This window comes from Salinispora oceanensis (genome assembly GCF_000383575.1).
Classification (GTDB): domain Bacteria; phylum Actinomycetota; class Actinomycetes; order Mycobacteriales; family Micromonosporaceae; genus Micromonospora; species Micromonospora oceanensis.
Window position 1 is genome coordinate 560,538 of record NZ_KB911579.1, and the last position, 26,735, is coordinate 587,272.

The window sequence follows — 26,735 nt, forward strand, 5'->3', positions numbered from 1 at the left end:
GCGACCGGCCGGGTGCCGCCGCAACGTTGCGGCGGCACCCGGCCGGTTTGGTTCAGAGCGACGTGAACGGGGATCGGCCGAACCGGGACCGCCACAGCCGCGGTACCCCCCACACGGCAGCCACCACCACCAACCCGGTCATCACCAGAGCCCCCGGAGCCTTCACCAGCCGGGCCAGGTTCATGCCGTCCGGCAACGTGAGAAAGGCCGCCGCCGCGCAGGGCAGCACGAACCAGGTCGTCCGCGTCGCGGCCACCGCGAGCAGGACCAACGGCCAGGTCGCATACCAGGGGTGGAAGACGGGGGCGAGCACCACCGTGGCGACCAGCGCCAGGCCGGCACCGAGCAGGGCCACCCGGGGCCGAGCCGCCTCCAGCCGGACCACCCGCCGCCGGACGTCATTCAGCGCGCGCAGCGCCGACCAGGCCCGCCACCACAGCACCGCCAGGACCAACACCAGCAACGCCAACGCCAACGCCCGGACCACCGGCACCGCCACGGGACGCCCGCCAAAGAGCTCACCGGCGTAGTCCAGGACCATGCCGACCGCCGTGGGCGGCGATGTCCACTGCTCCAGGTCGCCGCTGCGGCGCAACCCGCTCACCCAGCCCAGGCCGAGGCCGGAGAACAGCGACAAGCCCCCCAAGGCGATCAGAGTGCCCATGGCCAGCCAGCCGCCATCGCGCAGCAGCGACCGCACGGTGAACCGACCGAGCACCGCGGCGAGCGCCGCGAACGGCAGCACCACCACAGCGGTCGCCTTCACCCCCACCGCCAGCCCGAGCAGCGCCCCCGCCACCAGCAGCGGCCACGGTCGACCCGGGAACCGCACCACCACCAGCAGGCCGAGCAGCAGCAGCCCGAGCATCACCGCGTCGTTGTGCGCGCCCGCCACCAGATGCACCCCCACCAGCGGACAAGCCAGCGCCAGCCAGACCGCCCGCCGAGTCGGCACCCCCGCCGCCCGCGCCAACCCGAGCAGACACACCGCGACGAGCAGCACCCCGGCCACCGCGATCAGCCGCAAGACCACCACCACGCCGACCAACCCACCACCGAGCGCCACCGCCAGCGCGGCGAGCAACAGGAAGCCCGGCCCGTACGGCGCGGGCGTGTCCCGCCAGATCGGCGCGACCGCATCCACCCAGGGACAGCCCGCCGCCGCCACCCCGACCGCGTACGGGTCAACGTCCTGCCCGTACATCCAGCCCTGGCAGGCGTACGAGTAGACATCCCGGCTACCCAGCGGCGGCGCGACGAGCAGCGGCATCGACCACAGCCCGGCAGTGCGGTACGCCCACCCGGTTGATGGCGTACCGTGCCGTAGCACCCACCACGCGCCGGTCAGCAGGCCGGTGCCGACCAGCCAGAGCAGGACGGTCAACGGACCGCCGGCGGTGTGCCACACCCGCTCGAGGGTCGCACCGGGCAACGCTCCCCCGACGTACCCGGCGACGGCCAGCAGCACCGCACCGACGAGACCGACGTAGCGGACCGTTCTCGCCTGGAACGGTGGCCGCACAGCCCCACGCGGGGGCACATCCGCGCCGGTCACCGGGGCGCCCCGGCAGTGGGGAGGGTCGTCGCGCCGGTCCCGGCGACGAGGTGGATAGGCACGGAAGAACATGCTGCCAGTACCGTGGGCGCGGATACGGAGGTAGGCATGCGGGGCACACGGACGGTGGTGGCGACGGCCGCCACGTTGGCCGTGCTGCTCGGCGGGACGTACCTGCTGTTGCCGCCGATGGGCTCGGACCTCGCCGCCCAGGTGGCGCGAGCCGATTTTTTCGCCGCCCACGGCGCCACCCCGGTCGACCTACGGTGGTACGGCGGGGTCAACCAGTTCGGCTACAGCCTGCTCTCCCAGCCGGTGATGGCGCTGCTCGGCGTCCGGGTGACGGGGGTGCTCGCGCTGGTGGCGTCGACCGTCGCCTTCGCTGCCCTGCTGTGCCGAGTTGACGTACCCCGGCCGTTGGCCGGCGCTCTGGTGGGGGTGGTCACCTTCGCCGGCAACCTGGTCGCCGGCCGGGTCACGTACGGGCTCGGGGTGGCCTTCGGTCTCACCGCCCTCCTCGCTCTCACCCTGCCGGCCGGCCGACGACGACTCGTGCTGGCCATGGCGGGAGCGCTGCTGGCCGCCGCGACCAGCCCGGTGGCCGGGCTCTTCGTCGGGCTCGCCGGTGCCGCGCTACTGCTCGGCCGCCGCTACGTTGACGGCCTCGCCCTGGGGCTGGCGGCAGCGCTGCCGCTCGGGTTCACCGCCCTACTCTTCGGTGACGGCGGCTGGATGAACATCAGCCGCACCGACACCGTGCGGGCGATGGGGAGCAGCCTGCTGGTGGCGGTGCTGGTGGCGTACCGGCCGGTGCGGATCGGGGCGCTGCTCGCCGCGGCCGGGGTGCTCGCGGCGTCGCTGCTGCACACCCCGGTCGGTCTGAACGCGACCCGCCTGTCGGCGATGTTCGCGCTTCCCCTGCTGGCCGCCGCCGCCACCGTCGGCAGCGGCCGCTGGTCGCCGCGGCACACCGGCGAGGGAACTCACCTCCGTTGGCCGGCCCGACTCGTTCCTGCCAGCGGCACCGGGCTGGGCCGACGGCGGGTCAGCGGCGGACTCACCCTGCTCGTTCTTCTCGCCGCCGTGTTCTGGTGGCAGCCACCGGTTGTCCCGGCGGACCTGCGCAGTACCACCGACCCGGCCGCCCGCCCCGCCTACTTCGCTCCCCTGCGCGACTTCCTCGCCACCCAACAGCTCACCGGGCGGGTGGAGATCCCACCGACCCGCACCTATCGGGAGTCGGCGGCGCTGGGCGAGGTCCCGCTGGCGCGGGGCTGGCTGCGGCAGGCGGACATCGACCGCAATCCGCTCTTCTTCACCACGGTTCCGGGTGCCACCGGCACCGGGGTTCCGCTGACCCCCCAGGCCTACCACGGCTGGCTGCAGACGAACGCGGTGCAGTTCGTGGCCGTACCCGATGCGCCACTGTCCTGGGTCGGCCGGGCCGAGGCGGAGCTGGTCCGCGACGGCCTGCCCTACCTGCGCGAGGTGTGGTCCGACCCGCACTGGCGGGTCTGGGCGGTGGCCGAGCCGACACCCCTGGTTGGCGCCCCCGGCACGATCCTGGCGGCCGACGGCGCGACCGTGACGTTCCGGACCGACGGGCCCGCCACTGTCCCGGTGCGCGTCCGACACAGCCGCTGGCTGACCGCCACCGGCGGTACTGTCACGGCAGCCGGCGAGTGGACTGCTGTCACCGTCCCGCGCGCCGGGGTGTGGACCCTAGGCAGCTGAGATGAGCCGCCGCTCGCCACCCGGCCGACGGCGAGACCGCCGGGTCTGCTGCGTCCCGGCGCGCTCGGGGCCGTCCTCAGAGCTCGAAGACGCGTTGCATGGCGGCACGGGAACGGCGACCGGTGCGCAGATAGTCGTCGAGGAACTCACCCGGATCCTCGTGGCCGAGGAGCCGAACCACCCCCGCCAGCTCCGCCCCGTGCCGAGGAAGCTGATCAGCAGCCCGGCCACGCACCAGCATCAGGGCGTTGCGGACCTGCGCGGCGAGGGTCCAGCCGGCTGCCATCGCCGCGGCGTCGTCCGGGTCCACCAGGCCCGCGTCCCGGGCTGCCGTGAGGGCATCGAGGGTACGCGTGCCCCGCAGTTGGGGCAGTTGCCCGGCGTGCCGGAGCTGAAGCAGCTGCACCGCCCACTCGACATCGGCCAGCCCGCCCCGACCCAGCTTGGTGTGGGTAGCCGGGTCGGCGCCTCGGGGCATCCGCTCGGTCTCGACCCGTGCCTTGATCCGCCGGATCTCGACGACCTGCTCCCAGGTCAGGCCCGCCGCCGGATGACGAAGCGGCTCGACCAGCGCCAGGAACTCGGCGCCCAGTTCCTCGTCACCGCAGACGAACCGGGCCCGCAGCAGTGCCTGCGCCTCCCACACCCGCGACCAACGGGCGTAGTACTGCTGGTAGGCGGCGAGGCTGCGGACCAGCGGCCCCTGCCGCCCCTCGGGGCGTAGGTCGGCGTCAACGCCGAGCGCCGGGTCGGGCGCGGGCATCCCGAGCAGTCGACGCAACTCCTCGGCGATCGCCCGCGCGGCGGCGCTCGCCGTGCTCTCGTCCATCCCGGCCGGCGGATCGTGGACGAAGAGCACATCGGCGTCGGAGAGATAGTTGGACTCGTACCCGCCGAGCCGACCCATGCCGATCACGGCGAAGCGCAGACCCGGCATCAGCGGCTGGGACGCCCGAGCGGCGCGCAGGGCCGCGGCCAGGGTGGCGTCGGTGACATCCGCCAGCGCGGTACCGACCGCGCCCACGTCCGTCAGGGCCGGAGCGGCCCGCCCCTGCGTGCTGGGCGGCGACGGGGTCAGCGAGCCGGCCCGGCTCAGCACGTCGGCACAGGCGAGGCGGAGTAGCTCCCGACGGCGCAGCGCGCGGACCGCCCGGATCGCCTCCACCGGGTCGCCGGCGTGTCGGGCCGCCGCCGCCGCGAAGCCCTCGCAGAGCACCGTGCGGGGCCGCGGGGCCAGCTCGCTCTCCTGCGCGAGCAAGCGCAGCGCCTCCGGCTCGCGGGCGAGCAGGTCGGTGGCGTACCGGGAGGAGGAGAGCACGCGCGCCAGCCGGCGGGCCACCGGCCCCTCGTCGCGCAGCAGGCGCAGGTACCAGGGGGTGCCGCCAAGCTTCTCGGAGACCTTCCGGTAGCTGAGCAGCCCGCGGTCCGGTTCGGGAGCGTCGGCGAACTCGCTGAGCAACACCGGCAGCAGGGTGCGCTGAATGGCCGCGGTGCGGCTTACCCCGCCGGTGAGGGTCTGCAGGTGGCGCAGCGCCCCGCCCGGGTCCGCGAAGCCGAGGATCTCCAGCCGGTTACGGGCCGCCGCCGGGGTGAGTCGCAGCCCATCGGCGGGCACCCGGGCGACCGACTCCAGCAGCGGCCGGTAGAGCAGCTTGGCGTGCAGCCGGCGTACCTCGGCGGCGTGGGTGACCCGCTCGATTCGGAACGCCTCAACGGCGCTGCGCCCCGGTGCCGCCGAGTAGCCGAGCGCCACCGCCAACCAGCGCAACGCGTCCGGGTCGGTGGGTACGGTGTGGGTCCGGCGCAGCCCCTGCAACTGCAGCCGGTGCTCGACGGCGCGCAGAAAGTGGTAGCCGCGTAGCAGCGCCTCCCCGTCCACCCGCCCGACGTAACCGCCGCTGACCAACGCCCGCAGAGCGGGAATGGTGCCCGGCACCCGCAGCGCCTCGTCGCCACGGCCGTGCACCAGCTGCAGCAACTGCACCGCGAACTCGATGTCGCGCAGCCCACCCGGGCCGCGCTTGATCTCGCGCTCCTGTTCCGCCGGCGGAATGTGATCGATGATTTTGCGCCGCATGGCCCGGACATCCTCGACCGCCTCCGGGCGCTCCGCGGCCCGCCAGAGCAGTGGCGCGAGCTGCTCGATCCACTCCTGGCCCAGCGCCAGGTCGCCGGCGGCCGGCCGGGCCTTGAGCAGTGCCTGAAACTCCCAGGTCCGGGCCCACCGTCGGTAGTAGGCGAGATGGCTGGCGAGGGTGCGCACCAGCGGGCCCCGCTTCCCCTCGGGGCGCAGCGCGGCGTCTACCGGCCAGGCGACCAGGCCACAGACGTGAATCAGGCGGGTGGCGATGGCGGTGGCCGCGGGGAGGTCGTCATCCTCGGCCGCGACGAAGATCACATCGACGTCGGAGACATAGTTCAACTCGTCGCCGCCGCACTTACCCATCGCCACCACGGCCAACCGTGGCCGAGGCGTTCCCTCCGGCAGCTCGCCCTGCGCGAGGTCGTAGGCAGCGGTGAGAGTCGCATCGGCCAGCGCGGAGAGCGCGGCCATCGTCTGCTCCATGCCCCGGTTGCCGGTCAGGTCGGCCGCGGCGATCCGGAGCAACGCCAGCCGGTACGCCGACCGCAGCTGGGCGATCGAGGCGCCCCCGCCGGTCAGCTTGAGCCGGCCATCGGCGGTGGGTGCCAATCCATCCGGGGTGCTCCGGAGGTCCGCCCACTGGCCCGGGTTGGCGACCAGGTGGTCGCCGAGCGCCGAGGAGGCGCCGAGGACGGCGACCAACCGCCGCCGTAGCCCCGGGTCGTCGTACAGGTCGGCGAGGAGCACAGACCCGGCACCGACACCCACCGGGTCAGCGCCATTGGCTGTCCCACTGGCTCCCGCGGCCCGATGTTCGGCCTCCACCAGCCGGTGCAGCTGGCGCAGCGCCAGGTCCGGGTCGGCGGCCCGAGACAGCGCGGCGAGTAGCTCCGCCGCCCGCTGGTCCACGGGTTCCTGCGTCTCCGGCTGCCACAGCGCCAGACCCGTGGGGCCGAGTAGGTCCCCCGCGCGGGCGCTGTTGTCGCTGGTGCCGAAGCCGTAGCGGGCGAGCCGTCCCGCGGCCCGGGTCGGCCGTTTCATTCCTGCCCGAGCAGCGGCAGGCTACGGCGGGCCCCCTCGTCCAACTCGCCGCGAGCCAGGGCGGCGAACCGCGCCGCGAAGGGCTGCCAGACCTCCTCAACATCAACCATCAACGCGGCGCAGGCGGCGACGACCACCTCCGGGTCGTAGCCCAGCTCGCCGAGCAGGGTCGACTCCGCCACCCAGTCGGCGATCATCGCGGTGTCGCATTCGATGTGGAACTGCAGGCCCCAGGCCCGGTCACCGAGGCGGAAGGCCTGATGCGGGTAGCGGGTGGAGGCGGCCAGCAGGGTCGCCCCGACCGGCAGTTCGGTGATCTCGTCGGCGTGCCACTGGAACACGTCCGGGATCAGCGGCACGTACTTGAAGAGCGGATCCGTCTCGGCAGCGTCCCGGCGGCCCACGACCGCGGGACCGATCTCCGGCCCGGACTGGCTGCGCTCGACCGTCCCGGCGTGCGCGGTCGCGAGCAGTTGCGCGCCGAGGCCGATCGCCAGGGTCGGCACCCGGTGCCGGACCGCCTTCCGCGACAACGCCTCCACCTGCGGAAGCCAGGATGCCGACGGCTCGCCGTCGGGGAGTGGGTACGCCTGCTGCCCGCCGCCGAGGACGACCAGCGCCGCGTATCCGTCCAGGTCGGGCGGGAGCTCGTCGCCGGCGTGCGGCCGGGCGAGGTGCAGCCGCAGCCCGGCTTCGGTCAGCCACTCCCCGAGCCGACGCGCGTCTTCGGTCGGGTCATTCTCGATCACCAACGCGGTTGCCACGCCGTCGAGGCTATCCCGTGCGACCACCAGAAGGCTGGTTAGGCTCGACTGTTGTGATCACCGACGAGGTACTCCGTCCGCCCGCGCTGCGGCCGGGCGACACCGTGCTCCTGGTGTCGCCGTCCGGACCCACCCGGCCGGAGCGGGTCGCCCGCGGCATCGAGTTGCTGACCAGCTGGGGTCTGCGGCCGGTGCCCGCCCCGAACGCGTACGCCCGGCAGGGCTATCTCGCCGGCGCGGACGAGCTGCGGGCGGCGGACCTGAACGCCGCCTTCGCTGACCCCGTCGTCCGAGGGATCATCTGCACCCGGGGTGGGTACGGTGCGCAACGCATGGTGGACGCGATCGACATGGCAGCCGTACGCCGGGACCCGAAGGTGGTGGCCGGCTTCTCCGACATCACCGCCCTCCAGTTCGCGCTCTGGCGGGGTGCCCGGTTGGCGGGGCTACACGGCCCCGGCGCGGCGTGGCGGGACGAACGGACGGCGTTGGGCTCCGCGCAGTCGCTGCACGCCGCGCTGACCACTACCGAACCGGTGACGGTGGCCGCCCGGGAGGACGAGGAGACCTTCCGCGTCCGGGTCCCGGGCCGGGCCAGGGGCCGGCTGCTCGGTGGCAACCTCTGCCTGATCGTGGCGTCGATCGGCACGGTGGACCTGCCGGACCTGACCGGGGCGGTGCTGTTGCTCGAGGAGGTACAGGAGCCCCCCTACAAGATCGACCGAATGCTCACCCAACTTCGCCGGGCCGGGGTGCTGGCCGGGCTGGCGGCGGTGGCGGTCGGGCAGTTCACCGACTGCGCCGACGGGTGGGCGGTAGACGTCGCCGATGTGCTCACCGACCGCCTGGGGGACCTCGGCGTCCCCGTACTCGGTGGGTTGCCGATCGGGCACGGGGTGGGCCAGCTCACTGTTCCGGTCGGCACCGAGGCGCTCCTGGACGCGGACGCCGGCACTCTCACCGTCGCCTCGGCTGTCCGCTGACCCGGCTGTCCGCTGATCCGCCGGAGCAGTGGTCGGTTCGACCGCCCGGGCGGTCGCCCAGATTGCCAGCTGGCTCATAGCTTCGCCACGGTGTTCCTCCAGCGGGCGCGGTCACCGTCGAGCAGGTAACGCACCACCTGACGAGTTGGAGGATCATCATGTCCCGCACGATTCGTAGGAAGCACCTGCTGGCCGGGCTCGCCGCGGCGGGCGTGCTCGGCGTCGGCGTGGCCGCACCGACCATGGCCATGGCCGCTGACAACGCCTCGCCCTCCCCGAGCGCCAGCGCCAGCGCCGACGCCGAGAAGGGCACAGACAAGGCGCAGCAGCGCTCCGACCGGCAGGCCGCGTTCGCCGAGGCGCTCGCCGAGAAGCTCGGCGTTGAGGTAGACGAGGTAACCACGGCGCTGGAGGAGCTGCACGAACAGCGGGCGGCTGAGCGGGGCGACCGGTCCGAACGCCCGGACTCCGCTGACCGGCAGGAGGCGCTCGCGCAGCGTCTGGCGCAGGCGGTTGAGGACGGCAAGCTCACTCAGGAGCAGGCCGACGCGATCAGTGCGGCGACCGAGTCCGGCGTCCTCCAGGGCCCGGGCGGGCACGGCGGACCGGGCCGCTCCATGGGTAAGTAGTTCGACCCGCCTGACGGCGGACTTCACGGGCGGCGTGCCGGTAACCCGGCGCGCCGCCCGTTCGCGGGAATGAGCCGCGGCACCTCGCCCGCACCGCGGTCATCGTCGAGGTGGTGGCCCGGGAGGCTGGCGTGGTCGTCGAGTCCCGGTCGGGCCGGCCCGCACGCTGGCCGACGCCAGGAGCGGGGCCAGTCGGAGCCGGAGATCACAGCGAGAGGTAGTGCTGCCGCTCGTACGGCGTGACCTCGCGGCGGTACTGCTCCCACTCGGACCGCTTGTTGCGCAGGAAGAAGTCGAAGACGTGCTCGCCGAGCACCTCGGCGACCAGTTCGGAGCCGGCCATCACGTCGATCGCCTCGGCGAGGTTCTCGGGCAGCGGCTCGTACCCCATCGCCCGACGCTCGGCGCTGGTCAGCGACCAGACGTCGTCCTCCGCGCCCGGCGGTAGCTCGTACCCCTCCTCGATTCCCTTGAGGCCGGCACCGAGCATCACCGCGAAGGCCAGGTACGGGTTGGTCGCCGAGTCGGGCGACCGGACCTCGACCCGGGCCGAGTTCGGCTTACCGTACGCCGGGACCCGGACCAGCGCGGAGCGGTTCAGGTGCCCCCAGCAGACGTACGCGGGGCTCTCGGTGACCCGGTTCGGCAGGGCCTGCGGGAAGAGCCGTTTGAACGAGTTGACCCACTGGTTGGTGACCGCCGTGTACTCCCGGGCGTGCACCAGCAGACCGGCGATGAACGCCCGGGCGACTTTGGAAAGCTTCATCGGGTCACCGGAGTCGTGGAACGCGTTGCGCTCCCCCTCGAACAACGAGAGGTGGGTGTGCATGCCACTGCCCGGCTGGTCGGTGAAGGGCTTCGGCATGAAGGTGGCCTGCACGCCGGTGGAGAGCGCCACCTCCTTGACCACGTGCCGGAACGTCATGATGTTGTCGGCGGTGCTGAGGGCGTCGGCGTAGCGCAGGTCGATCTCCTGCTGACCGGGGGCGACCTCGTGGTGGCTGAACTCGACGGAGATTCCGATGCGTTCGAGCGCGAGTACCGCTTGTCGGCGGAAGTCCCGGGCGACCGCGTGGGTGGTGTGCTCGAAGTAGCCGCCGGTGTCGACTGGGATCGGCACCGAGCCGTCCGGGGCGCCATCCTCCAGCAGGTAGAACTCGATCTCCGGATGGGTGTAGTAGGTGAAGCCCTTCTCCGCTGCCCGGGACAACGCCCGCCGCAGTACGTGACGCGGGTCGGCCCAGGACGGGCTGCCGTCGGGCAACAGGATGTCGCAGAACATCCGGGCGCTCTCGCCGCTGACCCCGCCCTCGAACGGGAAGACCTGGAAGGTCGTCGGGTCCGGCATCGCCACCATGTCAGACTCGACGACCCGGGCGAACCCCTCGATCGCCGAACCGTCGAACCCGATGCCCTCCGCGAAGGCGGACTCCAGCTCCGCGGGGGCCACCGACACGCTCTTCAGCGTGCCCAGCACGTCGGTGAACCACAGCCGGACGAACCGGATGTCCCGCTCTTCCAGCGTACGGAGGACGAACTCCTGCTGACGGTCCACTTCCACCCCTCACGACCCTATTGTCCGCCTTCGGCCCGCGGACGACCCGGCCTGGCCGACCAGTCTCCTCCGGCCTCGTTACGCCGACGTTACGCGACCTTCCCGCGCCCGCATCGGCCTGTCCCATCCCCACCACAACCGACTGAAAGCGCCTCTCCCAGCACGCGCCAGACCCGGCTCGGACCGCTACGGCAAGATAAGGACATGACCACCCTGCGTCTCGCACTCTGCCAGGTCAACCCGATCGTCGGCGACCTCGCCGGCAACGCCACCATCATCCGCGAATGGGCCCGCCGCGCCGCCGACGCCGGCGCCCAACTGGCCGCCTTCCCGGAGCTGGCCCTGACCGGCTACCCGGTTGAGGACCTGGTCTTCCGCCGCTCCTTCATGACGGCATCGAGGGCGGCGCTGGACGGGCTCGCCACCGACCTCGCCGCAGACGGGCTGGGCGACCTGCCGGTGGTGGTCGGCTACCTGGACGCGGACGGCCCACCACAGGTCAACGGCGACGCTGAGCCGGGGCACGGGGCGCGTAACGCGGCGGCCCTGTTGCACGGCGGGAAAACCGTGGCCACCTACTTCAAACACCACCTGCCGAACTACGGCGTCTTCGACGAGGACCGCTACTTCGTGCCGGGCGAGACGCTGTCCGTGATACGAATCGGCGGGGTGGATGTCACGCTGACCATCTGTGAGGACCTGTGGCAGGTCGGGGGGCCCTTCACCGCCGCCCGGCAGGCCAACGTCGGCCTCGTCATCAACATCAACGGCTCGCCGTACGAACTGAAGAAGGACGACGTCCGGCTCCCACTGGTCCGGCGCCGGGCCGCCGAGGCCAAGGCGACCATCGCGTACGTCAACATGGTCGGCGGCCAGGACGAGCTGGTGTACGAGGGCGACTCCATGATCGTGACAGCCGAGGGGGAGCTGCTCGCCCGGGCGCCGCAGTTCGTTGAGCACCTGCTGGTACACGACGTGGATCTCCCCGCCGCCGACGACGGTCCGCCCGCCGACATCGAGCTGGCCGACGGGATGCGGGTACTCCACCGCCACGTTGAATCGCTGCCGGCCACGCCCACCGAGAAGTCCGCGACTGGTGACCTGATCGAACCGGCGGCCGACGAGGCGGAGGTGTGGCGGGCGCTCCTACTGGGTCTGCGCGACTACGTCGACAAGAACCGCTTCCCCTCGGTGGTGCTCGGCCTCTCCGGCGGCATCGACTCGTCGGTCGTCGCTGCTCTGGCGGTGGACGCGCTCGGTGCGGACCGGGTGGTCGGGGTGTCGCTGCCGAGCCAGCACTCCTCCGCGCACTCCCGGGAAGACGCGGCGGAGTTGGCCAAGCGCACCGGCCTGGACTACCGGATCGAACCGATCCAGCCGATCGTCGACACCTTCCTGGCCAACCTGTCGATCTCCGGTCTCTCGGTGGAGAACCTCCAGGCCCGGGTCCGCGGGGTGATCCTGATGGCCCTGTCGAACCAGGAAGGCCACCTGGTGCTCACCACCGGCAACAAGAGCGAACTGGCAGTCGGCTACTCCACCCTGTACGGCGACTCCGTCGGCGGCTTCAACCCGGTCAAGGACGTCTGGAAGACCCTGATCTGGCAGCTCGCCCGGTGGCGAAACGCGGAAGCGGTCCGGCGCGGCGAGACCCCACCGATCCCGGAGAGCTCAATCAACAAGCCTCCGTCGGCCGAGCTGAGCCCCGGCCAACTGGACTCCGACACACTTCCCGAGTACGACCTGCTCGACCCGATCCTCATCGGCTACATCGACAGCGACCTGGGCCGGGACGGGCTGATCGAGGCCGGCCACGACCCGGCGCTCGTGGACCAGGTGCTGCGGATGGTGGATACCGCCGAGTACAAGCGGCGCCAGTCCGCACCCGGCACGAAGATCTCGATGAAGGCCTTCGGGCGAGACCGCCGCCTGCCGATCACCAACCGCTGGCGCGAGGACGGCCGAGTGGCCGGAGTAGCGGAGCGGCTCGGGGGCGAATAGGTGACTCGGGGCGGAGTGACGCCTCCGGCGGGGGCGGGTGAACGACCCGGGAGTGACATCCTGCACTGCCCCCTGCCGCGAACCGCCGTGCGGTGCGACGATCGCGGCAGAGCCCGGGGACCGCGTACGCGGCCTCGAGGAAGGAGAAAGCCATGCTGGAATCCAGCCCAGCCGAGGTGACCGCCCTTTACGGCGGACCGGCAACCCGACGGGTCCGCGCCCGTGACCTGCTCGCCGCGAAGGAGCGTGGCGAGCGGTGGGCGATGCTCACCTCGTACGACCAGTACACGGCGGGGATCTTCGACGCCGCCGGCATCCCGGTGCTGCTGGTCGGAGACTCGGCCGCGAACAACGTCTACGGCTACGACACGACGTTACCGGTGACCCCGGACGAGCTGCTGCCCCTGGTCCGGGCCGTGGTCCGGGCCACCCGGCAGACGCTGGTCGTCGGCGACCTGCCGTTCGGCTCCTATGAGGAGGGCCCCACCGCGGCCCTGCGCACCGCCGTACGGTTCATGAAGGAAGGCGGCTGCCACGCGGTCAAACTGGAGGGTGGCCGCCACTGTGCGGAACAGATCGCCGCAATCGTTCGAGCCGGTATCCCGGTGATGGCGCACATCGGCTTCACGCCACAACGGGAACACACCCTCGGTGGTTACCGGGTCCAGGGCCGGGGCGACACCGCCGAGGAGGTGCTCGCCGACGCCCACGCGGTCGCTGAGGCGGGAGCCTTCGCGGTGGTGCTGGAGATGGTCCCCGGCGACGTGGCGAAACGGGTGACCGCCGAGCTGACCATCCCGACCGTGGGCATCGGCGCCGGTCCGGACACCGACGCCCAGGTGCTGGTCTGGCAGGACATGGCGGGTCTCCGTACCGGCCGGATGCCCCGCTTCGTGAAGCGCTACGCCAACCTCGCCGACACCCTGGGCGAGGCGACCCGTCGCTTCGCCGACGAGGTCCGCGACGGCGGTTTCCCCACCGCCGAGCACACCTTCTGACCGGGCTGGCGGTGGCCCGGCCAACGCCGGGCCGCCGCCATGCAGGCGCTGAGCGCGGAGGCCGAGAAGACGGCTGCCGACCCGAGCCTGGAGCCCACATCGCTCACCGGCCTCCACTGGTGACCAACCGAGTAGGATTCCTCTTCGTGCATAAGACAACCCTCTTCCGGGCTCTGCTGGTCCCTGCCGCCGTCCTCGCTCTCACCGCCTGCGGCGGCGGGGACGACACGGAGCCAACCGCGTCCGCACCATCGACCACCGACCCCACGACGGCCTCCTCTTCAGCGCCACCGGCGGCGGAGGCCGCGAAGGGCGACAAGGAACTCTGCGACGCGGCCAACAAGGTCAGCTTGGAGCTCCGGCAGACCCTGCTCGACGCTGTGTCGGCAGGCCAGGAGCCGACGACGGAGATGTTCCAGGAGATCTTCACCGGGTTGGCGACGGAGTTCGCCACCATCGCCGCCACTGGAGAGGCCGACAGTGCGGTCGCCGCCGCGCTGACCACGTACAGCGAGGAGGCCGGCAAGGCGGCTGCCGCCGCAAGCCCGGAAGCCGCCGACAACCCCGCCTTCGACAAGGCCACCGACACCGCCACCGAGGCCTGCCAGGCGGTTGGTGTTTCGGTCGACTTCTGACCCCACGACAACTGGGGCTAACCGACGAACATCCGCCAGTTAGTTATGGCCCGGTAGGACATCCGTGCGGCCCGCTGGAAGCCCAGCGGGCCGTATCACCTTTTCGCCCAACCTCCGAACGCTTCCCCGATGGAGGGGCGGATCCCGTCCGGACCCGCACCACCCTTCAGAGGTCGGTGACGCGGATACCGGCGTGGGCCTTGTACCGCTTGTTGATGGCGATCAGGTTCGCCGTGAAAGCCTCGATCTGGTGGGCGTTCCGCAGGCGACCGGCGTAGATGCCACGCATACCGGGAATCCGGGCGGCGAGAGCACCGACAATGCCAGCCAGTTCCCGCTCCTCGGTGCAGATCAGCACGTCCAGCTCGATCCGGTCGATCTGCGGATCCGCCAGCAACGGGGCACTGACGTGGTTGAACGCCGCGCAAACCCGAGACTGCGGCAGCAACGCGGCAGCCTGCTGGACGGCGCTGCCCTCCGCCACGGTGAGGGCATAGGGGCCCTGCTTGTCGAAGCCGAGCGGGTTGACGCAGTCGACGACAATCTTGCCGGCGAGGGGTTCGGCGAGGGCGCCGACGATGCTGGCGTGGCCATCCCAGGGCACCGCGATTACCACCACATCGCTGCGCCGGGCGACCTCCTCGTTGGCGGCTCCGGTGACGCTCGCGCCGGCGGGCACCCCGGGCAGGGCGGCGATCTCCGCAGCGGACTGGGCAGCGCGCTCGGCCGAGCGGGAACCGATCAGCACGGCCTGGCCGGCACGGGCGAACCGGTAGGCGAGACCACGCCCCTGGTCGCCCGTGCCGCCGACGATACCGACAGTTAGCCCGGACACATCGGGTAGGTTGCTCGCGTCGTAAGCCATGCGAACATCCTCGCAAACCGCCGATGCACGAGCAGCAGTCGATGCTGTGACAATCCCCGCTGGGGTCAGGCCCGCTCCACCGGAATCCACAACTCGGACTCCGCGGTCGCACCGTCCGCCGCGACACTAGTGCGGGAGATCTCTGGACCCGGACGACTACGGTACGGGTTAGCCGGGAACCACAGGGTGAAGACGTCCCGCCACAGGTGCTGGACGGTCTGCGGGAACGGACCGGAGGTGGTGAAGACCGCCCACTTGCCGGCGGGCACCGCCATCGCGTCGAGCCCCTTCGGCGCGCTCGCGCCGGTGACCACACCGTGCCAGTAGTCCAGCTCACCGCCCTCCGCCCGACCGTCTGCGATCTTGGTGCTGACGTTGACGATGCCCTTTGGTTCCTGGTCGGACAGCGCCGCCATCCGGTTGACTGTCGCCTGGTCGATACTCCGGACGAACTCAACGATCGCTGGGTTCATCCCCTCGTGCACCAGGGGCACTCGGGCTCGCCGGCCCACCAGGTGGAAACCATCCTTGTCCACGATTCGGTAGTCCATACTGCCACTCCCATCAACGGTGAGACGGAAGGAGATCCGGGGCTGGGCGCGCAGAGTCGCCCCCGTACGGCGGGCCTCGCCTGGGCTGACGCCGTGCACGGCCTGAAACGCCCGGCCAAACGCCTCGGTGGAGCCATAGCCGTACCGCACCGCGATATCGAGCAGCGACTGCTCCCCCGACAGCACCTCCGCCGCGGCGACGGTCAGTCGCCGACGGCGGACGTACTCGGACAGACCGACCCCTGCCAACGCGGAGAACAGCCGCCGCAGGTGGTACTCCGACGTCGCGGCGATCCGGGCCAGCTCGGCTACATCGACCGGCTGGTCGAGTTGCTGCTCGAGGTGGGCCATGACATCGTTGAGCCGCTTCAGCACCCGGCCCTCCTTCCCTTGCGCCCACGACGCTAGGGCCACGCGGGCAGCACTAACCCGACAAGCTATGCCAGATTCGATCAGGTCATCCCCGGACCGCTGCGGTGGCTACCGGTCGGCGCCACCACTCGTGGCGGGACCAAGCTCCGGCGCACCGTTCCAGTCGACGAGCTGGACGATGACACCATTCGGATCGCGGACCTGGAAGGCGCGCTCGCCCCACTCCTCGGTGGTCAGCGGCATGGTGATCTTGACACCCTCGGCCTGCAGCCGCGCCAGCTCGCCCTCAAGGTCGTCAACCACGAACGCCAGGATCACACCGCGGGCATGGTCGTCCCGCTGGTCATCGGGGAGGGTAGTGAGTCCACGCCGCAGGAAGACAACATGGACACCGGCGTCGTCGCGGGTCAGCGAGGCAAACCCGTCCGCGGCCATCTCCTGACGAAACCCGAAGTGCTCGGTCAGGAAGGCGGCAGCGGCGGAGACATCCTCGACATTGAGTGATACGGCAGTGGAGGTGATCTTCATGGAAGAGTCCTTCTCGCGATGATCCGATATACCTCGTACGTCGTACGCTATACATTGTACATCGTACAGCGTACGGAGAAATTGCGGAGATGACTATGCATATATCTGACGTAACCAGCGCCGGCGACCCCACGCGTACGCTCGCCCTGCTCTGGCGGGAGCCATCGACGGCAGCGCGCCGAGGCCCGCAACGCGGCCTCAACCTGGACGCGGTGATCGAAGCGGCGACCGCCGTCACCGACACCGAGGGGCTGACCGGTCTGACCATGCGTCGCGTCGCCCAGGAGCTGCGGGTCTCCCCCATGACCCTCTACACATACGTGCCCGGCAAGGCGGAGCTACTCGACGTAATGCTCGACGCCGCGTACGGCCGGATGTCGCGCACCGACACCACCGGACAACCCTGGCGAGTACGGCTGACTGCCGTGGCCGAGGAGAATCGGACGCTCTTCACGACCCATCCGTGGACCGCCACGGTCTCGACGTTGCGGCCCCCGCTCGGACCGGGCGCGATCGCCAAGTACGAGCACGAGCTGACCGCGCTGGACGGCTTGGGCCTCGACGACGTCGAGATGGACGACTGCCTGACCCTCCTGCTGAGCTTCGTCCAGGCCAATGCCAGAGTCGCCGCCGATGCCCGGGCTACTGCCCAGCTCACCACCATGACCGACGAGCAGTGGTGGGCGGCCGCCGGGCCGCTGCTGGCCCGGGTCCTCGACCCCGCGGCCTACCCGCTGGCCACCCGGGTCGGCAGTGCCGCCGGCACGGCTCACGGCAGCGCCCACGACCCCGCCCACGCCTACGAGTTCGGCCTCCACCGCCTCCTGGACGGGCTCGCCACCCTCATCGAACGCGCAACACCCGCAGCATCAGGGGGCTCCTGAGGCTGCTCCAGGATGGTCAACTACTGGTGATGTTCCGAATGTTCACTCGGCGGGGCGCCGGAGCAGAGTGACGGCGAAGTCACTCTCCTCCCGCCACGGGCGCAGATCCCAGGTGGCGAAACGGTGCTCCCGGCGTAGCCCGGCAGCAGCCGAATCCTCGTCGAAGGCCGACAGCGGGTAGCCCCGGTCAGTGCCGAAACCAACCGCCACGATGCCGTCGGGGCGCACGTGGGCCGCGATCCGGCGGAGCACGTCGGCTTCGGTGCCCGCAGCGACGAAGGTCATCACATTGCCGGCGACCACGGCGGCGTCGAAAGGTTCCGGCTCGTCGGCGGCGGCCAGATCGAGCTCCGCCAGGTCGGCCATGAGCCAGCGCGGACCGGGATAGGCGGCCCCCGCCGCCTCGATCAACATGGGATCGGCGTCAACACCCACGACGGTGTGACCCCGCAAGGCCAGCGCGGCCGCGACCCGACCAGTGCCGCAGCCGGCGTCAAGGACCCGGGAACCCGGCGCTACCAGGGCGTCGATCAGCCGGGCCTCACCGGCGAGGTCTGCCCCCTCCGCCGCCAACCGACGGAAACGGTCGATGTACCACTGGGAGTGCTCTGGGCCGGTGTCGGTCACCCATCGGGTCGGCTTTGCCATGACGACAACCGTATCCCCTGGGTCCTTCGCTCAATCCGGCACCGGTCACCGCCGAACCGGCCCCAACCAGCGGCTTCCCGTAGCAAGCCGGTCGCCCGTGGCGAGCCTGGGTGCGTTCGCCGGAGACGGCTGTTGGCCGGCACCCGGTTCGGGTGCCGGCCAACAGCTTCTTTCCCCCTTGTACGGGTTAGGTCTTAGGTGCGGTGGTGTGGGTGGGGTCAGCTGGTCCAGTGCTCGGCGACGAGGTCGGCGGCCTGGGTCTCCCACTGGGCGTAGTGGAACGGGAACGCCGACACCTGCACCTTCTGCGCGGCCTCGGTCAACGGCAGTTCCTGCCAGCCCTCGACCTGCTTGAGGCCCTTGAGGAAGGCGGTGGTGGAGTACTCGGGGTCGGTGATCTGCTCCACGCTGCCCCAACCAGAGGACGGGCGCTGCTGGAACAGGCCCTGCGAGTCGTGGTCGTTGCGCTCACCCAGGTGTCCCAGGTTCTCCAGCTTCGACTCCTGCAGGCTGGTGGCGATCGCCACCACGGCGGCCCGCTCATCCATGCCGGCCTTCTTAGTGGCCTCGATGATGGCCTTCACGTTGCCGGTCTGCTCATCACCCAGATCGATGCGCGACTGCGTGCCCTGGGTGCCGTGCGGGATCAGCGTGCCGCTGTCCGGCTTGTCCGCCTGCACCGCAGCCGCAGCAGCGGCGGGGGTGGTGGTGTCGGTGAGGGTGGCCAGGGGGCCGGCGACGACACCGGTGGACAGGGCCAGACCAGCGAAACCAAGCACACTACGACGCAGAATCGTGTTCATCATGGGGGTTGCTCCATTCGGGGATCGACACCCACATACGCACGCCCGAAAGGGGGTCAGGCGGCAACAGGGTGCAAGCACCGTCCGGCGCTCAAAAGTAGCGGGAAGAGAAGATCCTCGGCGGCCGCGGGGCTCACAGGCACACGCACGGCGCCGGGTCCAGATGTAACGACCGGCCGGCCGCCAGCATTCCCGGGGGCTCACCCCCGGGAGGCATCCGCCACCGGCGGGGCACCTGCTCGGTCGTACGCAAGGTGTAACGCCTCGACGGCGGCCGGGATTCCACCACCACGATGCCCGCAGTCACACCGCGAACGGGAATTCATCAGACATTAGCGACAAATAATCCCAGGCAGCCATGGTGCCCTTTCTGCGCCGCAGCGACACGGAAGAACGCAGTATCCTACCGCTGGAAAGCTACATAGTTGACACAACTGACAAATCAACCGCTAACCAAATCAAGGACAGACATCGGCCCGGCTGCTCACTATCATGTCCGGGATGCAGGCACGGACGCCCACTCTGGCAGCCTTTCGGCGCGCATCGCAGAGAACAGCTGCCTCCTTGGTGGCGGCCGCCTGGGCAACTCTTGGCTACGGCCTGCTGCCCTTCGCGTCTAACATGCAGGCATGGGGTGAACTGGAGGCTGGCGGTAGACTTACCGCCAACCTCACAATTTATCTGCCGTATTTTGCCCTCACACCGCCGGTATCCGTCGCGGTCGCACTCGGCCTGTGCTGGCGGCACAGCCTGGCGTCCGCCCTACTAACGTTGACCGCTATCACTATCGCTGGCTTCGCCTACTGGACAACGCTCCAGGACTTCTTCCTGGAGGCTCAGCCGCAGCTCAGGACATCTGCTGTATGGTGCATCGCAGTCGATATCGCCGCCTTCTTGGCGCTTTTCGCTGTATGGCTTACAGGTCCACAGAAACAGCCCTAGCCCGCTGATGTCCCGTCGCTGGGCCGCCAGAATGCCATCTGTCGGCCCACCTCAGCCGATATCTGGCTTCGGCAGATAGGCCGCGATCCAGTCCCGCAGGCGTTTCATCACCAGAGGATGCACATCAACCAGGAGCTCAATCCGCCCGGCGACCGCATCCGGCCTGACCAAGCCCGCCCGGAGCAGCGCGTCAGCGAACAGGGTGTCCTTCGACTCCACCAGCACCAGCCGATTGCGCCAGCCGTCGGGCAGCACCGCAGTCGACACACTCACACCCTGGGCGTAATAGCCGTAGGTCTCGTGGAATTGCGAGAACTCGCCGATGAACGCGTCAACCTGGTCGGCCTTCTGAGAACGTTCCGATCAACGACAATCCGACCCGTCGATCTCAGTACGTGCTCCAACTCTGCACGCCTCACGCCTCACGCCTCACGCCGCCCGCTCCCAGCCCCGACGCTTGAAGGACCCAAGAACTGTCCCACGCTGCGCCTGCGAGAGCACACCAGGCCGCCTGCCACAGCCTGGTGCAGCCACAGCGACTTGAGCTGATCACGGGTCAACGGCTGTCTTGGGCGCAACAGCGCCTCGACGTGCTCCCGCCGGACCTTGCGGTGCGCGCCCACCCGCACGAACGGCAAGTCGCCACGCTCACACAGGTTGACCACCTGCTGACGCGAAGAACCCAGCAGCTTGGCCGCCCGACCAGTGCTCAGCAATTCCCCACCCACAGTCGCCATACTTGCCAGCATCGGCCAGAAACACCAAAACGCAACTGGACGGCAGCGTACGTGCTGCTCAAGCAGCACCAGCCGGCAGGAAGAGGCCGTCAATCACTTTGCGGGGTGCGTGTTCCGGCGCCTCTACCGCTGGATGCCGGCTCTTGTCGTCGAAGGCCGCCCACTCGATCGCACCCTTGAGGTGGCGGGAAGAGCAGTAGCAGGATCACCGGTTGACGCTTCCAAGATCAGGCCGTGGCCAGGCTGTCAGACGCCACCCAACAATAGCCAAGATCAACCAATGGCACCCGACAAAAGACCAGCTCAGAGCCTTGATCGGGTCTCTGAGCTGGTGGGCGACGGACGAGTCGACCTGTACGCCGGATTCTGTGCGCGACGCGAGCCCGAGGGCACGCGCCGGCGGCGGCCATCCATCTCGGCCTGCCGTCGCCGGCAAGCTCCAGCGGCCTACCCGCAGACATCGGGCGGGCCGCCCTCGATCGCCTGCGCGGGTCGTCGTCTCAGCTGATGACGCCCCTTCTTGGCCTTGCTCCGGGTGGGGTTTACCGAGCCACCCCGGTCACCCGGGGTGCTGGTGGGCTCTTACCCCACCGTTTCACCCTTACCGTCCCCGTCCGGAGACGGCGGTCTGTTTTCTGTGGCACTGTCCCGCGGGTCGCCCCGGGTTGCCGTTAGCAACCACCCTGCCCTGTGGAGTCCGGACGTTCCTCGACGGCAGGTCGAAAACCCGCCGACGCGACCGCCCGGTCGACTCGTCCGTCGCGCACTCATCCTAACGACGCGGTCGCCGTACCCATTTCCGCCCCAACCACCACACCTACGCCCTGCACCGGGTGCCGCGGGTGGGCAGGTTCTTGGGGCCTACTAGCCTGCCTGAACATGCATATCGCCGACGCCGCGCTGCTCCTCCCCGCCGGCCTCGCCGCCGGCATGCTCAACGCGGTAGCCGGTGGGGGTTCGCTGATCACCTTTCCGGCGATGATCGCCGCCGGGTTGCCGCCGGTATCGGCGAACGTGAGCAACTCGGTGTCGGCCTTCCCCGGGTACGCGGCGAGCGTCGCCGGCAGTCGCGCGGAGCTGCCGCATAATCGGGAGCTGTTGGCCCTGCTGCCCACCACCGTCCTCGGCACGGTCGCCGGTACCGTGCTCCTGTTGGCCACGCCGGCCCGGGCGTTTGAGTTGGTCGTACCGTTTCTGGTGCTCGGGGCGACGGCGGTGCTGGCGTTCCAGGGGCCGCTGCGCCGGTTCGTCGGGCACCCCCGTGACCGGTCGAGGGGGCACCGTAGCGTCTCGGTGCAGGCCATGGTCGCGCTTGCCGCGGTGTACGGCGGCTACTTCGGCGCGGCGCTGGGGGTGATGTTGGTGGCGGGCCTCGCGCTGATGCTGGACGCGTCGCTGGTCCGGGTCAGCGCCATCAAGAACCTGCTCTCGGCGGTGATCGGGCTCACCACGCTGGTGGTGTTCGCGCTGTTCGGGCCGGTGAACTGGGCGGCGGTTGCCGTGGTCGCACCGGCAACGCTGGTCGGCGGGTACGCGGGCGCGCGGCTGCTCCCCCGGCTGCCACCGATGGTGCTCAGAACGGTGATCGTGGCGTTCGGGACGGTCATCGGCCTGTATCTGCTCTGGCGGACCAGAAGCTGAATGGACCAGCTGCTGAACCGAACAGCCAACTGAGGGCCTGAGGCTGAGGAGGCCAGCAGCCGGGTTGATCAGCTGGACGGGAGGTGGGCGGTGTCGTTGACAGAGCGTACGGCCACTCCGCCGTCGGGCCACAGGTCCACCACGGAGATTCCCGCCGCATCGAGGAACAGCCGATGCAGCAGCGTGTCTCCGCCCCCGAGAGCATCCCGCAGGATCAGTTTGATCGGCGAGACGTGCGAAACCACCACGACGGTCTCCCCCGGGTACGCCGTCCGCAACTCGTCGACCGCCCGTCGGCTACGCGTGGCGACGTCGGCGAATGACTCTCCGCCGGGCGGGGCGACCGTCGTGGCGGCGAGCCACGCGTCCATCTCTCCGGCCCAGCGCTCCCGTACCTCCGCGAAGGTGCGGCCGTCCCAGGCCCCGAAGTCACACTCGACGAGGTCGTGGTTGTCGCGGACCGGCTTTCCCCCGAGCGCCGCGGCGATGGCCTCGGCGGTGTCCCGGCACCGACTCAGGGGGGAGCTGACCACAGCCGCGGCCGACGGGGCCAGCACGGCCACCCGGCCGGCGGTGGCTTCGGCCTGAGCCCGACCGTGGTCGGAGAGGGGCACGTCCACCCGGCCGGAGTAGCGACGCTGTTCGGTGTACTCGGTCGCCCCATGCCGGACGAGGAGCAGCCGGGTCGCGGTGAAGCTGGGCCGCGGCTCCCAGGAGGCGGGGGCGGTGGCCGGGTCGGTGCCGCTGGTTCGGGCGGTGGCGGCGCGGGCCGCGGCCTCGCGGGCCGCCGCCCGGGCGGGCGAGTCGGCGGCGGCCACCGGTCGGGGTTCCTCGGCTGCTCGCTTCGCTGGCCGGGCTGGTGCTCCGGCGGCGGCGTCCATGGCGGCGTTGGCCAGGGCGTCGGCGTGCCGGTTGCGGTCCCGTGGAATCCAGGTGAACCGGACGGCGGCGAACTTGCCGACCAGCCCGGCTGCCTGCGCGGCGAGCGGACGCAGACCCGGGTTTTTGATCTGCCATCGGCCGCACATCTGCTCGACCACGAGCTTGGAGTCCAACCGGGCTTCCACCTCGGCGGCCCCCAGCTCGGCGGCGGCCTCCAGGCCGGCGATCAGGCCGCGGTACTCGGCGACGTTGTTGGTGGCGGTGCCGATCGCCGCTGAGCGTTCGGCGAGCACCTCGCCGGTGCCGGGGTCGCGGAGCACCGCGCCGTACCCGGCCGGACCGGGGTTGCCCCGAGATCCACCGTCGGCCTCGACGACGACGACACGCGGCGCCACGACTACAGTCCGGACTCGTTGGTACGGATCATGATCCGGCGACACTCCTCACAGCGCACCACGTCGTCCGGATCCGCCGCGCGGATTCGGGCCCGGTCCGCGCCGGAGAGCTCCAGCCGGCACCCGCCGCACCGACCGGCGGTGAGCAGGGCCGCACCGAGTCCGCTCGCCGCCCGAATCTTGTCGTAGAGCGTGACCAGTTCACCGGGAAGGTCGGCGGCGAGGGGCTGGCGGGCGCCGCGCTTGAACTCCTCCTCCTTGGTGATCTCGTTCAGGCTGTCATCGCGGCGCTGCTCGACGGCATCCCGCTTCTCCCGGGCCTCGGTGATCCGCTTCTCGATCCCGGTCAGGACGCCCTGCGCGGTCTCCCGCTGCTCCATCAACTCCAGTTCGGCGTCCTCGAGGTCGCCCTGGCGGCGGTTGAGGGAGGCCAACTCGTGCTGAAGCGCCTCCAACTCCCGGGCCGGGCCGACGCCGGCGGCAAGGCGGTCCTCGTCCTTGCGCTTGCGGGCTCGCACCTGGTCAACGTCCTGTTCCAGCCGGTCGATGTCCCGGTCCAGGTCATCGATGGCCACCTGGGCGCGGGCGCGTTCGTCCTCCAGCGCGGACAGCTCCCGGGCGAGGGCGTCCAGTTCGGCCCGCTCTGGCAGCGTCCGACGGCGGTGGGCGAGTTGGGCGAGGGTGGTGTCGATCCCGGCCAGGTCGAGCAGGCGGCGCTGGACTAACGGTTCAGCCTTCATGGTCGGGCTCCTTGTCGTCCGCCGCGGGCGGGGCGGCATGTACGGTCCACGGGTCAGTCTCCAGGTCGGACACGAGCGTCGCTACGCCCATCGTCTCCCGCAGGGCGGCGGCCAGGTCGTCCAGCCACGGGCGTTCGGTCGCCCAGTGCGCGGCGTCGAGCAGCGCCGGACCGCCGGTCGCCAGGTGCTCGCTGGTGGGGTGGTGCCGCAGGTCGGCGGTGAGGTACGCGTCCACCCCGGCGCTTGTCGCGGCGGTGAGGAAGCTGTCGCCCGATCCGCCGCTGACGGCGAGCGTACGCACCGTCCGGTGCGGGTCACCGGCGGCGCGTACGCCCCAGGCGGTGGCGGGAAGCACGGCGGCGGCGTGCCGGGTCAGCTCGGCGAGGGTCATCGGCTCCGGGAGCTCGCCGATGCGGCCGATCCCCCGGCCGGCACCGTGTGCGGGTGCGCCGACGGCGGGGGGTGCCAGCGGCCGGAGCCCGGTCAGCCCGAATCGGGCGGCCAGTGCGTCGGAAACGCCGGGTTCGGCGACGTCCGCGTTGGTGTGCGCCACGTACAGCGCGACATCGGATTTGATCAGCTGGTGAACAATCCGCCCCTTATAGGTGGTCGGGGCGACCGACGACACCCCCCGCAGGAACAGCGGATGATGCGCCACGACCAGGTCGGCCCGAGCCTCAATCGCCTCGGCGACGGTCTCCGGCACCACGTCCACCACGCAGAGCACCCGGCGGACCGGCGCGTTCGGGTCGCCGAGGACCAGACCGACGCGGTCCCACTCCTGCGCCCACGCCGGTGGGTAGCGCCGCTCCAACTCGGCCACCACGTCGGCGACCGTCGGCGGGATTTCGGGTGTCCTCACGGCGGGCCAGCTTACCGGCGGGGGTGGGGACAGAACGCGTCGCCACCCAGGCGGACGGTCAGGCGACCGTGGTCGCCGCCGATGGTGCCGGCAACGCCGCCACCACCGCCTCCCAGGGGAAGGCGGTTAGGTGACGCTCACCGGATCCGGGTGGGTGCAGCGGGACGACGTGGTCGCCGAAGAGCACCGTGACCCCCCACTCGGAGAGCCGGCCGAGGGCCGCCTGGAACGCCGGGTGGGCGGCCATCGCCGCGTTGGTGAAGGGGACCGCGACCAGCGGCACCCCCCGGCCCTGCGCCTCCACGAGCAGGCCGAGGGGGAGGGTGTCGGCCATCCCCACCGCCCATTTGGTGACCGTGTTCACCGTGGCCGGGCAGACGATCATCGCGTCCGCCGGCGGCAGGACATCCGGGTCACCCGGGTTCTTGTAGTGGCTTCGGACCGGATAGCCGGTCTGTCGGACCAGCGCCGGCCGGTCAACGAACCTGGCCCCGTCGGGGGTGGTGACGACGCAGACCTCCCACCCGGCCTGCTGGGCCAGTTCGACGAGCCGGCCGACGCGACGGGCCAGTGGCGAACCACAGGCGAGCACGTAGAGAACCCGGCGATCACCGCCGGTCGGCTGCGACGTGGCCAGCGGAGCGTCCACACTCATATTCCGACTCCCATGTGTTCAGCCAACTCCGCGATCGAGGCGGACGGGGTGCCCCGGGTGCGACGCAGGATGTCGGACATCACCTCGTGGGCGATCGGCCGGCAACGGATCTCGGACGGAGCGAGCCGGTCGCCTTGCAGCAGCATCTCGCCGGCGTTCACCACATCCCCAACCTGTGCGTAGCCCCGGGCGATGTCGAGCAGGTGGTGAGCACGGCGCTCGGGTAGCAGGGCGTTGAACTCCGGGCCGATGCGCTGGTGGACCTCCACTGCGCGGCCGCCGTCGCCAAGCTCTACGGCCGCTGCGGCACGGTGCAACTCCACGTTGGTGGGCCCGAAGGAGGTCCAGTAGTGGTTCTGGTCGCCACCGAGCAGGGTGGCCGCCTCGTCGGCGCCGCCCAGGAGGTCATCCACTGTGGCGGTGTCACCGATCCGAGAGGCGGCCATCGCCCCCTGGAGCAGCAGCATGCCGTAGACCGACAGCCGATCCGGGGTAGCGTCGTTGTCACCTCCCGGGGCCAACCGGTTCGCGATTGCGACGTTTACCTCCAGGGCCGGGAAGGGGCGCCCCATCGCCACCAGGGCGTTACCGACCCGGGCGGTGGCGATGCCGGCCAGCAGCGGATCGTCGGCTCGTTGGGCTACCGCCATCGCCCGATCGGCGGCGAGCCACGCCAGGTCGCACTCCCCCAGCTTGCGCAGGACCGACGAGGCGATCTGGTAGACCTGCCCGAGCAGGTGCGCCGCCTCACGGTTGTCGTCGCCACCGAAGCCGGCGTCGGCCGCCTGAGCGTCCCGCAGCAGCTTGGGCAGCGAGCGAGTCAGCATCCCGTAGCGACCGTACTGATAGGTCAACCAGGCGTGGGTGACGGCCTTGCGCATGTCGGGCAGGGGCGGCGGGTACGGTGCCGCGTCGAAGTAGGCGCTCATCGCGTCGTACCGCTCCAGCGCCGCGCGAATCTCCTGCACCTCGGTCTGGTCGATGCAGTTCAGCGCATCAGACCGCCGTTCCGGGTCCTTGCCGAGCAGTAGCTGCACGTCAACCCGGAGGGTGTCGGCGATCTCGTAGATGACGGAGAACTTGTCCAGCCGACGTACCCCGCGCTCGACCTTGTCCACCCAGCTCTTCGACTTTCCCAGCCGGTCCGCGAAGACCTGCTGGGACATCTTGCGTCGCCCCCGCCAGTAGGCCACCCGACGCCCGATGGGTAGCTCGTCCATGTCCCGTCCCTTCCCACACGTCCTTCCGACCG

General features: G+C 70.7%; 25 protein-coding genes and 1 other RNA gene. 9 read left to right on the plus strand and 17 right to left on the minus strand.

Features of this window, described 5'->3' with window-relative positions:
* Positions 1 to 52: 52 nt before the first annotated feature.
* A complete protein-coding gene (gene mptB, locus SALPAC4_RS0102320; RefSeq protein ID WP_033664950.1) occupies positions 53 to 1,555 on the minus strand; it encodes a polyprenol phosphomannose-dependent alpha 1,6 mannosyltransferase MptB in 1,503 nt (500 codons plus the stop codon).
* A 108-nt stretch (positions 1,556 to 1,663) separates the two neighbouring features.
* Between mptB and SALPAC4_RS0102325 the strand changes: the two genes are divergently transcribed.
* Complete coding sequence (locus SALPAC4_RS0102325; protein ID WP_019869001.1) at positions 1,664 to 3,289, plus strand: hypothetical protein; 1,626 nt, start codon at positions 1,664 to 1,666, stop codon at positions 3,287 to 3,289.
* Positions 3,290 to 3,365: 76 nt separating this feature from the next.
* Here the strand turns inward: SALPAC4_RS0102325 and SALPAC4_RS0102330 are convergent, their stop codons facing one another.
* Together SALPAC4_RS0102330 and SALPAC4_RS0102335 are read right to left on the minus strand one after the other, a co-directional pair.
* Positions 3,366 to 6,413 (minus strand): bifunctional [glutamine synthetase] adenylyltransferase/[glutamine synthetase]-adenylyl-L-tyrosine phosphorylase, encoded by a 3,048-nt coding sequence (locus SALPAC4_RS0102330; RefSeq protein ID WP_019869002.1) that lies wholly within the window; start codon positions 6,411 to 6,413, stop codon positions 3,366 to 3,368.
* Complete coding sequence (locus SALPAC4_RS0102335) at positions 6,410 to 7,204, minus strand: type 1 glutamine amidotransferase (RefSeq protein ID WP_019869003.1); 795 nt, start codon at positions 7,202 to 7,204, stop codon at positions 6,410 to 6,412. The genes SALPAC4_RS0102330 and SALPAC4_RS0102335 overlap by 4 nt, the downstream gene beginning before the upstream one ends.
* 26 nt (positions 7,205 to 7,230) lie before the next feature.
* Here SALPAC4_RS0102335 and SALPAC4_RS0102340 point away from each other — a divergent pair, with 26 nt between their 5' ends.
* Positions 7,231 to 8,160, plus strand: coding sequence for a S66 peptidase family protein (locus SALPAC4_RS0102340; RefSeq protein WP_019869004.1), 930 nt, complete (start codon positions 7,231 to 7,233; stop codon positions 8,158 to 8,160).
* 158 nt (positions 8,161 to 8,318) lie between these two features.
* Complete coding sequence (locus SALPAC4_RS0102345; protein ID WP_019869005.1) at positions 8,319 to 8,789, plus strand: hypothetical protein; 471 nt, start codon at positions 8,319 to 8,321, stop codon at positions 8,787 to 8,789.
* Positions 8,790 to 8,994: 205 nt separating this feature from the next.
* Here SALPAC4_RS0102345 and glnA read toward each other — a convergent pair whose 3' ends face one another.
* Entirely contained in the window at positions 8,995 to 10,344 is a 1,350-nt protein-coding gene (gene glnA, locus SALPAC4_RS0102350) for a type I glutamate--ammonia ligase (protein WP_018730615.1), read from the minus strand.
* A 204-nt stretch (positions 10,345 to 10,548) separates the two neighbouring features.
* Between glnA and SALPAC4_RS0102355 the strand changes: the two genes are divergently transcribed.
* The 3 genes from SALPAC4_RS0102355 to SALPAC4_RS0102370 all read left to right on the plus strand — a co-directional run bounded on the left by SALPAC4_RS0102355 (position 10,549) and on the right by SALPAC4_RS0102370 (position 13,978).
* A complete protein-coding gene (locus SALPAC4_RS0102355) occupies positions 10,549 to 12,345 on the plus strand; it encodes an NAD+ synthase (protein WP_019869006.1) in 1,797 nt (598 codons plus the stop codon).
* A gap of 152 nt (positions 12,346 to 12,497) precedes the next feature.
* Positions 12,498 to 13,343, plus strand: coding sequence for a 3-methyl-2-oxobutanoate hydroxymethyltransferase (gene panB / locus SALPAC4_RS0102360; protein WP_019869007.1), 846 nt, complete (start codon positions 12,498 to 12,500; stop codon positions 13,341 to 13,343).
* Positions 13,344 to 13,489: 146 nt separating this feature from the next.
* The gene (locus SALPAC4_RS0102370; RefSeq protein ID WP_027644599.1) at positions 13,490 to 13,978 is read left to right on the plus strand and encodes a hypothetical protein; all 489 of its coding nucleotides are present in this window, start codon (positions 13,490 to 13,492) and stop codon (positions 13,976 to 13,978) included.
* A gap of 166 nt (positions 13,979 to 14,144) precedes the next feature.
* Here the strand turns inward: SALPAC4_RS0102370 and npdG are convergent, their stop codons facing one another.
* The 3 genes from npdG to SALPAC4_RS0102385 form a co-directional block, all read right to left on the minus strand.
* Positions 14,145 to 14,843 (minus strand): NADPH-dependent F420 reductase, encoded by a 699-nt coding sequence (npdG, locus tag SALPAC4_RS0102375; RefSeq protein ID WP_018730611.1) that lies wholly within the window; start codon positions 14,841 to 14,843, stop codon positions 14,145 to 14,147.
* A 65-nt stretch (positions 14,844 to 14,908) separates the two neighbouring features.
* Positions 14,909 to 15,769 carry an AraC family transcriptional regulator gene (locus SALPAC4_RS0102380; RefSeq protein ID WP_027644598.1) on the minus strand — a complete coding sequence of 287 codons (861 nt, stop codon included), beginning with the start codon at positions 15,767 to 15,769 and terminating at the stop codon, positions 14,909 to 14,911.
* Between the two features lie 105 nt (positions 15,770 to 15,874).
* Positions 15,875 to 16,294 carry a VOC family protein gene (locus SALPAC4_RS0102385; protein WP_019869010.1) on the minus strand — a complete coding sequence of 140 codons (420 nt, stop codon included), beginning with the start codon at positions 16,292 to 16,294 and terminating at the stop codon, positions 15,875 to 15,877.
* 95 nt (positions 16,295 to 16,389) lie between these two features.
* Between SALPAC4_RS0102385 and SALPAC4_RS0102390 the strand changes: the two genes are divergently transcribed.
* Complete coding sequence (locus tag SALPAC4_RS0102390) at positions 16,390 to 17,178, plus strand: TetR/AcrR family transcriptional regulator (protein WP_027644597.1); 789 nt, start codon at positions 16,390 to 16,392, stop codon at positions 17,176 to 17,178.
* Between the two features lie 42 nt (positions 17,179 to 17,220).
* Here SALPAC4_RS0102390 and SALPAC4_RS0102395 read toward each other — a convergent pair whose 3' ends face one another.
* Together SALPAC4_RS0102395 and SALPAC4_RS0102400 are read right to left on the minus strand one after the other, a co-directional pair.
* The gene (locus SALPAC4_RS0102395; protein ID WP_019869012.1) at positions 17,221 to 17,826 is read right to left on the minus strand and encodes a class I SAM-dependent methyltransferase; all 606 of its coding nucleotides are present in this window, start codon (positions 17,824 to 17,826) and stop codon (positions 17,221 to 17,223) included.
* A gap of 218 nt (positions 17,827 to 18,044) precedes the next feature.
* Complete coding sequence (locus SALPAC4_RS0102400; RefSeq protein ID WP_020113439.1) at positions 18,045 to 18,632, minus strand: hypothetical protein; 588 nt, start codon at positions 18,630 to 18,632, stop codon at positions 18,045 to 18,047.
* A gap of 498 nt (positions 18,633 to 19,130) precedes the next feature.
* Here SALPAC4_RS0102400 and SALPAC4_RS25970 point away from each other — a divergent pair, with 498 nt between their 5' ends.
* On the plus strand, positions 19,131 to 19,571 hold the full coding sequence (locus SALPAC4_RS25970) for a hypothetical protein (protein WP_223874680.1): 441 nt from the start codon (positions 19,131 to 19,133) through the stop codon (positions 19,569 to 19,571).
* A 51-nt stretch (positions 19,572 to 19,622) separates the two neighbouring features.
* Here the strand turns inward: SALPAC4_RS25970 and SALPAC4_RS0102405 are convergent, their stop codons facing one another.
* From SALPAC4_RS0102405 to rnpB, 3 genes are all read right to left on the minus strand, one after another.
* Positions 19,623 to 19,838, minus strand: coding sequence for a hypothetical protein (locus tag SALPAC4_RS0102405; RefSeq protein ID WP_223874681.1), 216 nt, complete (start codon positions 19,836 to 19,838; stop codon positions 19,623 to 19,625).
* A gap of 155 nt (positions 19,839 to 19,993) precedes the next feature.
* Positions 19,994 to 20,320 (minus strand): helix-turn-helix domain-containing protein, encoded by a 327-nt coding sequence (locus SALPAC4_RS25020; protein WP_317889023.1) that lies wholly within the window; start codon positions 20,318 to 20,320, stop codon positions 19,994 to 19,996.
* Between the two features lie 327 nt (positions 20,321 to 20,647).
* Positions 20,648 to 21,063, minus strand: an RNA gene (rnpB, locus tag SALPAC4_RS25785) — RNase P RNA component class A.
* Positions 21,064 to 21,187: 124 nt separating this feature from the next.
* Between rnpB and SALPAC4_RS0102410 the strand changes: the two genes are divergently transcribed.
* Positions 21,188 to 21,949: a sulfite exporter TauE/SafE family protein gene (locus SALPAC4_RS0102410; RefSeq protein WP_019869016.1), complete on the plus strand. Its 762-nt coding sequence runs from the start codon at positions 21,188 to 21,190 to the stop codon at positions 21,947 to 21,949.
* Positions 21,950 to 22,017: 68 nt separating this feature from the next.
* Here SALPAC4_RS0102410 and SALPAC4_RS0102415 read toward each other — a convergent pair whose 3' ends face one another.
* The 5 genes from SALPAC4_RS0102415 to SALPAC4_RS0102435 are packed head-to-tail and all read right to left on the minus strand — an operon-like array spanning position 22,018 to position 26,703.
* Positions 22,018 to 23,226: a bifunctional RNase H/acid phosphatase gene (locus tag SALPAC4_RS0102415; RefSeq protein WP_019869017.1), complete on the minus strand. Its 1,209-nt coding sequence runs from the start codon at positions 23,224 to 23,226 to the stop codon at positions 22,018 to 22,020.
* Positions 23,227 to 23,228: 2 nt separating this feature from the next.
* Entirely contained in the window at positions 23,229 to 23,966 is a 738-nt protein-coding gene (locus tag SALPAC4_RS0102420) for a zinc ribbon domain-containing protein (RefSeq protein ID WP_019869018.1), read from the minus strand.
* Positions 23,956 to 24,828: a Nif3-like dinuclear metal center hexameric protein gene (locus SALPAC4_RS0102425; RefSeq protein WP_033664978.1), complete on the minus strand. Its 873-nt coding sequence runs from the start codon at positions 24,826 to 24,828 to the stop codon at positions 23,956 to 23,958. Before SALPAC4_RS0102425 ends, SALPAC4_RS0102420 begins: the two co-directional genes overlap by 11 nt.
* A 58-nt stretch (positions 24,829 to 24,886) precedes the next feature.
* Positions 24,887 to 25,483: a flavoprotein gene (locus SALPAC4_RS0102430; RefSeq protein WP_019869020.1), complete on the minus strand. Its 597-nt coding sequence runs from the start codon at positions 25,481 to 25,483 to the stop codon at positions 24,887 to 24,889.
* Complete coding sequence (locus tag SALPAC4_RS0102435; RefSeq protein WP_018739162.1) at positions 25,480 to 26,703, minus strand: helix-turn-helix domain-containing protein; 1,224 nt, start codon at positions 26,701 to 26,703, stop codon at positions 25,480 to 25,482. The genes SALPAC4_RS0102430 and SALPAC4_RS0102435 overlap by 4 nt, the downstream gene beginning before the upstream one ends.
* Positions 26,704 to 26,735 lie beyond the last annotated feature (32 nt).

What these genes read in the sequence shown, in the direction of transcription:
- SALPAC4_RS0102385 (WP_019869010.1), bottom strand. Translation starts at nt 16,294, where the DNA reads ATGAAGATCACCTCCACTGCCGTATCACTCAATGTCGAGGATGTCTCC.
- SALPAC4_RS25020 (WP_317889023.1), bottom strand. Translation starts at nt 20,320, where the DNA reads ATGCTGGCAAGTATGGCGACTGTGGGTGGGGAATTGCTGAGCACTGGT.
- panB (WP_019869007.1), top strand. Translation starts at nt 12,498, where the DNA reads ATGCTGGAATCCAGCCCAGCCGAGGTGACCGCCCTTTACGGCGGACCG.
- SALPAC4_RS0102410 (WP_019869016.1), top strand. Translation starts at nt 21,188, where the DNA reads ATGCATATCGCCGACGCCGCGCTGCTCCTCCCCGCCGGCCTCGCCGCC.
- SALPAC4_RS25970 (WP_223874680.1), top strand. Translation starts at nt 19,131, where the DNA reads ATGCAGGCACGGACGCCCACTCTGGCAGCCTTTCGGCGCGCATCGCAG.
- SALPAC4_RS0102355 (WP_019869006.1), top strand. Translation starts at nt 10,549, where the DNA reads ATGACCACCCTGCGTCTCGCACTCTGCCAGGTCAACCCGATCGTCGGC.
- SALPAC4_RS0102325 (WP_019869001.1), top strand. Translation starts at nt 1,664, where the DNA reads ATGCGGGGCACACGGACGGTGGTGGCGACGGCCGCCACGTTGGCCGTG.
- SALPAC4_RS0102435 (WP_018739162.1), bottom strand. Translation starts at nt 26,703, where the DNA reads ATGGACGAGCTACCCATCGGGCGTCGGGTGGCCTACTGGCGGGGGCGA.
- SALPAC4_RS0102330 (WP_019869002.1), bottom strand. Translation starts at nt 6,413, where the DNA reads ATGAAACGGCCGACCCGGGCCGCGGGACGGCTCGCCCGCTACGGCTTC.
- SALPAC4_RS0102395 (WP_019869012.1), bottom strand. Translation starts at nt 17,826, where the DNA reads ATGGCAAAGCCGACCCGATGGGTGACCGACACCGGCCCAGAGCACTCC.
- SALPAC4_RS0102390 (WP_027644597.1), top strand. Translation starts at nt 16,390, where the DNA reads ATGCATATATCTGACGTAACCAGCGCCGGCGACCCCACGCGTACGCTC.
- npdG (WP_018730611.1), bottom strand. Translation starts at nt 14,843, where the DNA reads ATGGCTTACGACGCGAGCAACCTACCCGATGTGTCCGGGCTAACTGTC.
- SALPAC4_RS0102345 (WP_019869005.1), top strand. Translation starts at nt 8,319, where the DNA reads ATGTCCCGCACGATTCGTAGGAAGCACCTGCTGGCCGGGCTCGCCGCG.
- SALPAC4_RS0102430 (WP_019869020.1), bottom strand. Translation starts at nt 25,483, where the DNA reads ATGAGTGTGGACGCTCCGCTGGCCACGTCGCAGCCGACCGGCGGTGAT.
- SALPAC4_RS0102400 (WP_020113439.1), bottom strand. Translation starts at nt 18,632, where the DNA reads ATGATGAACACGATTCTGCGTCGTAGTGTGCTTGGTTTCGCTGGTCTG.
- SALPAC4_RS0102420 (WP_019869018.1), bottom strand. Translation starts at nt 23,966, where the DNA reads ATGAAGGCTGAACCGTTAGTCCAGCGCCGCCTGCTCGACCTGGCCGGG.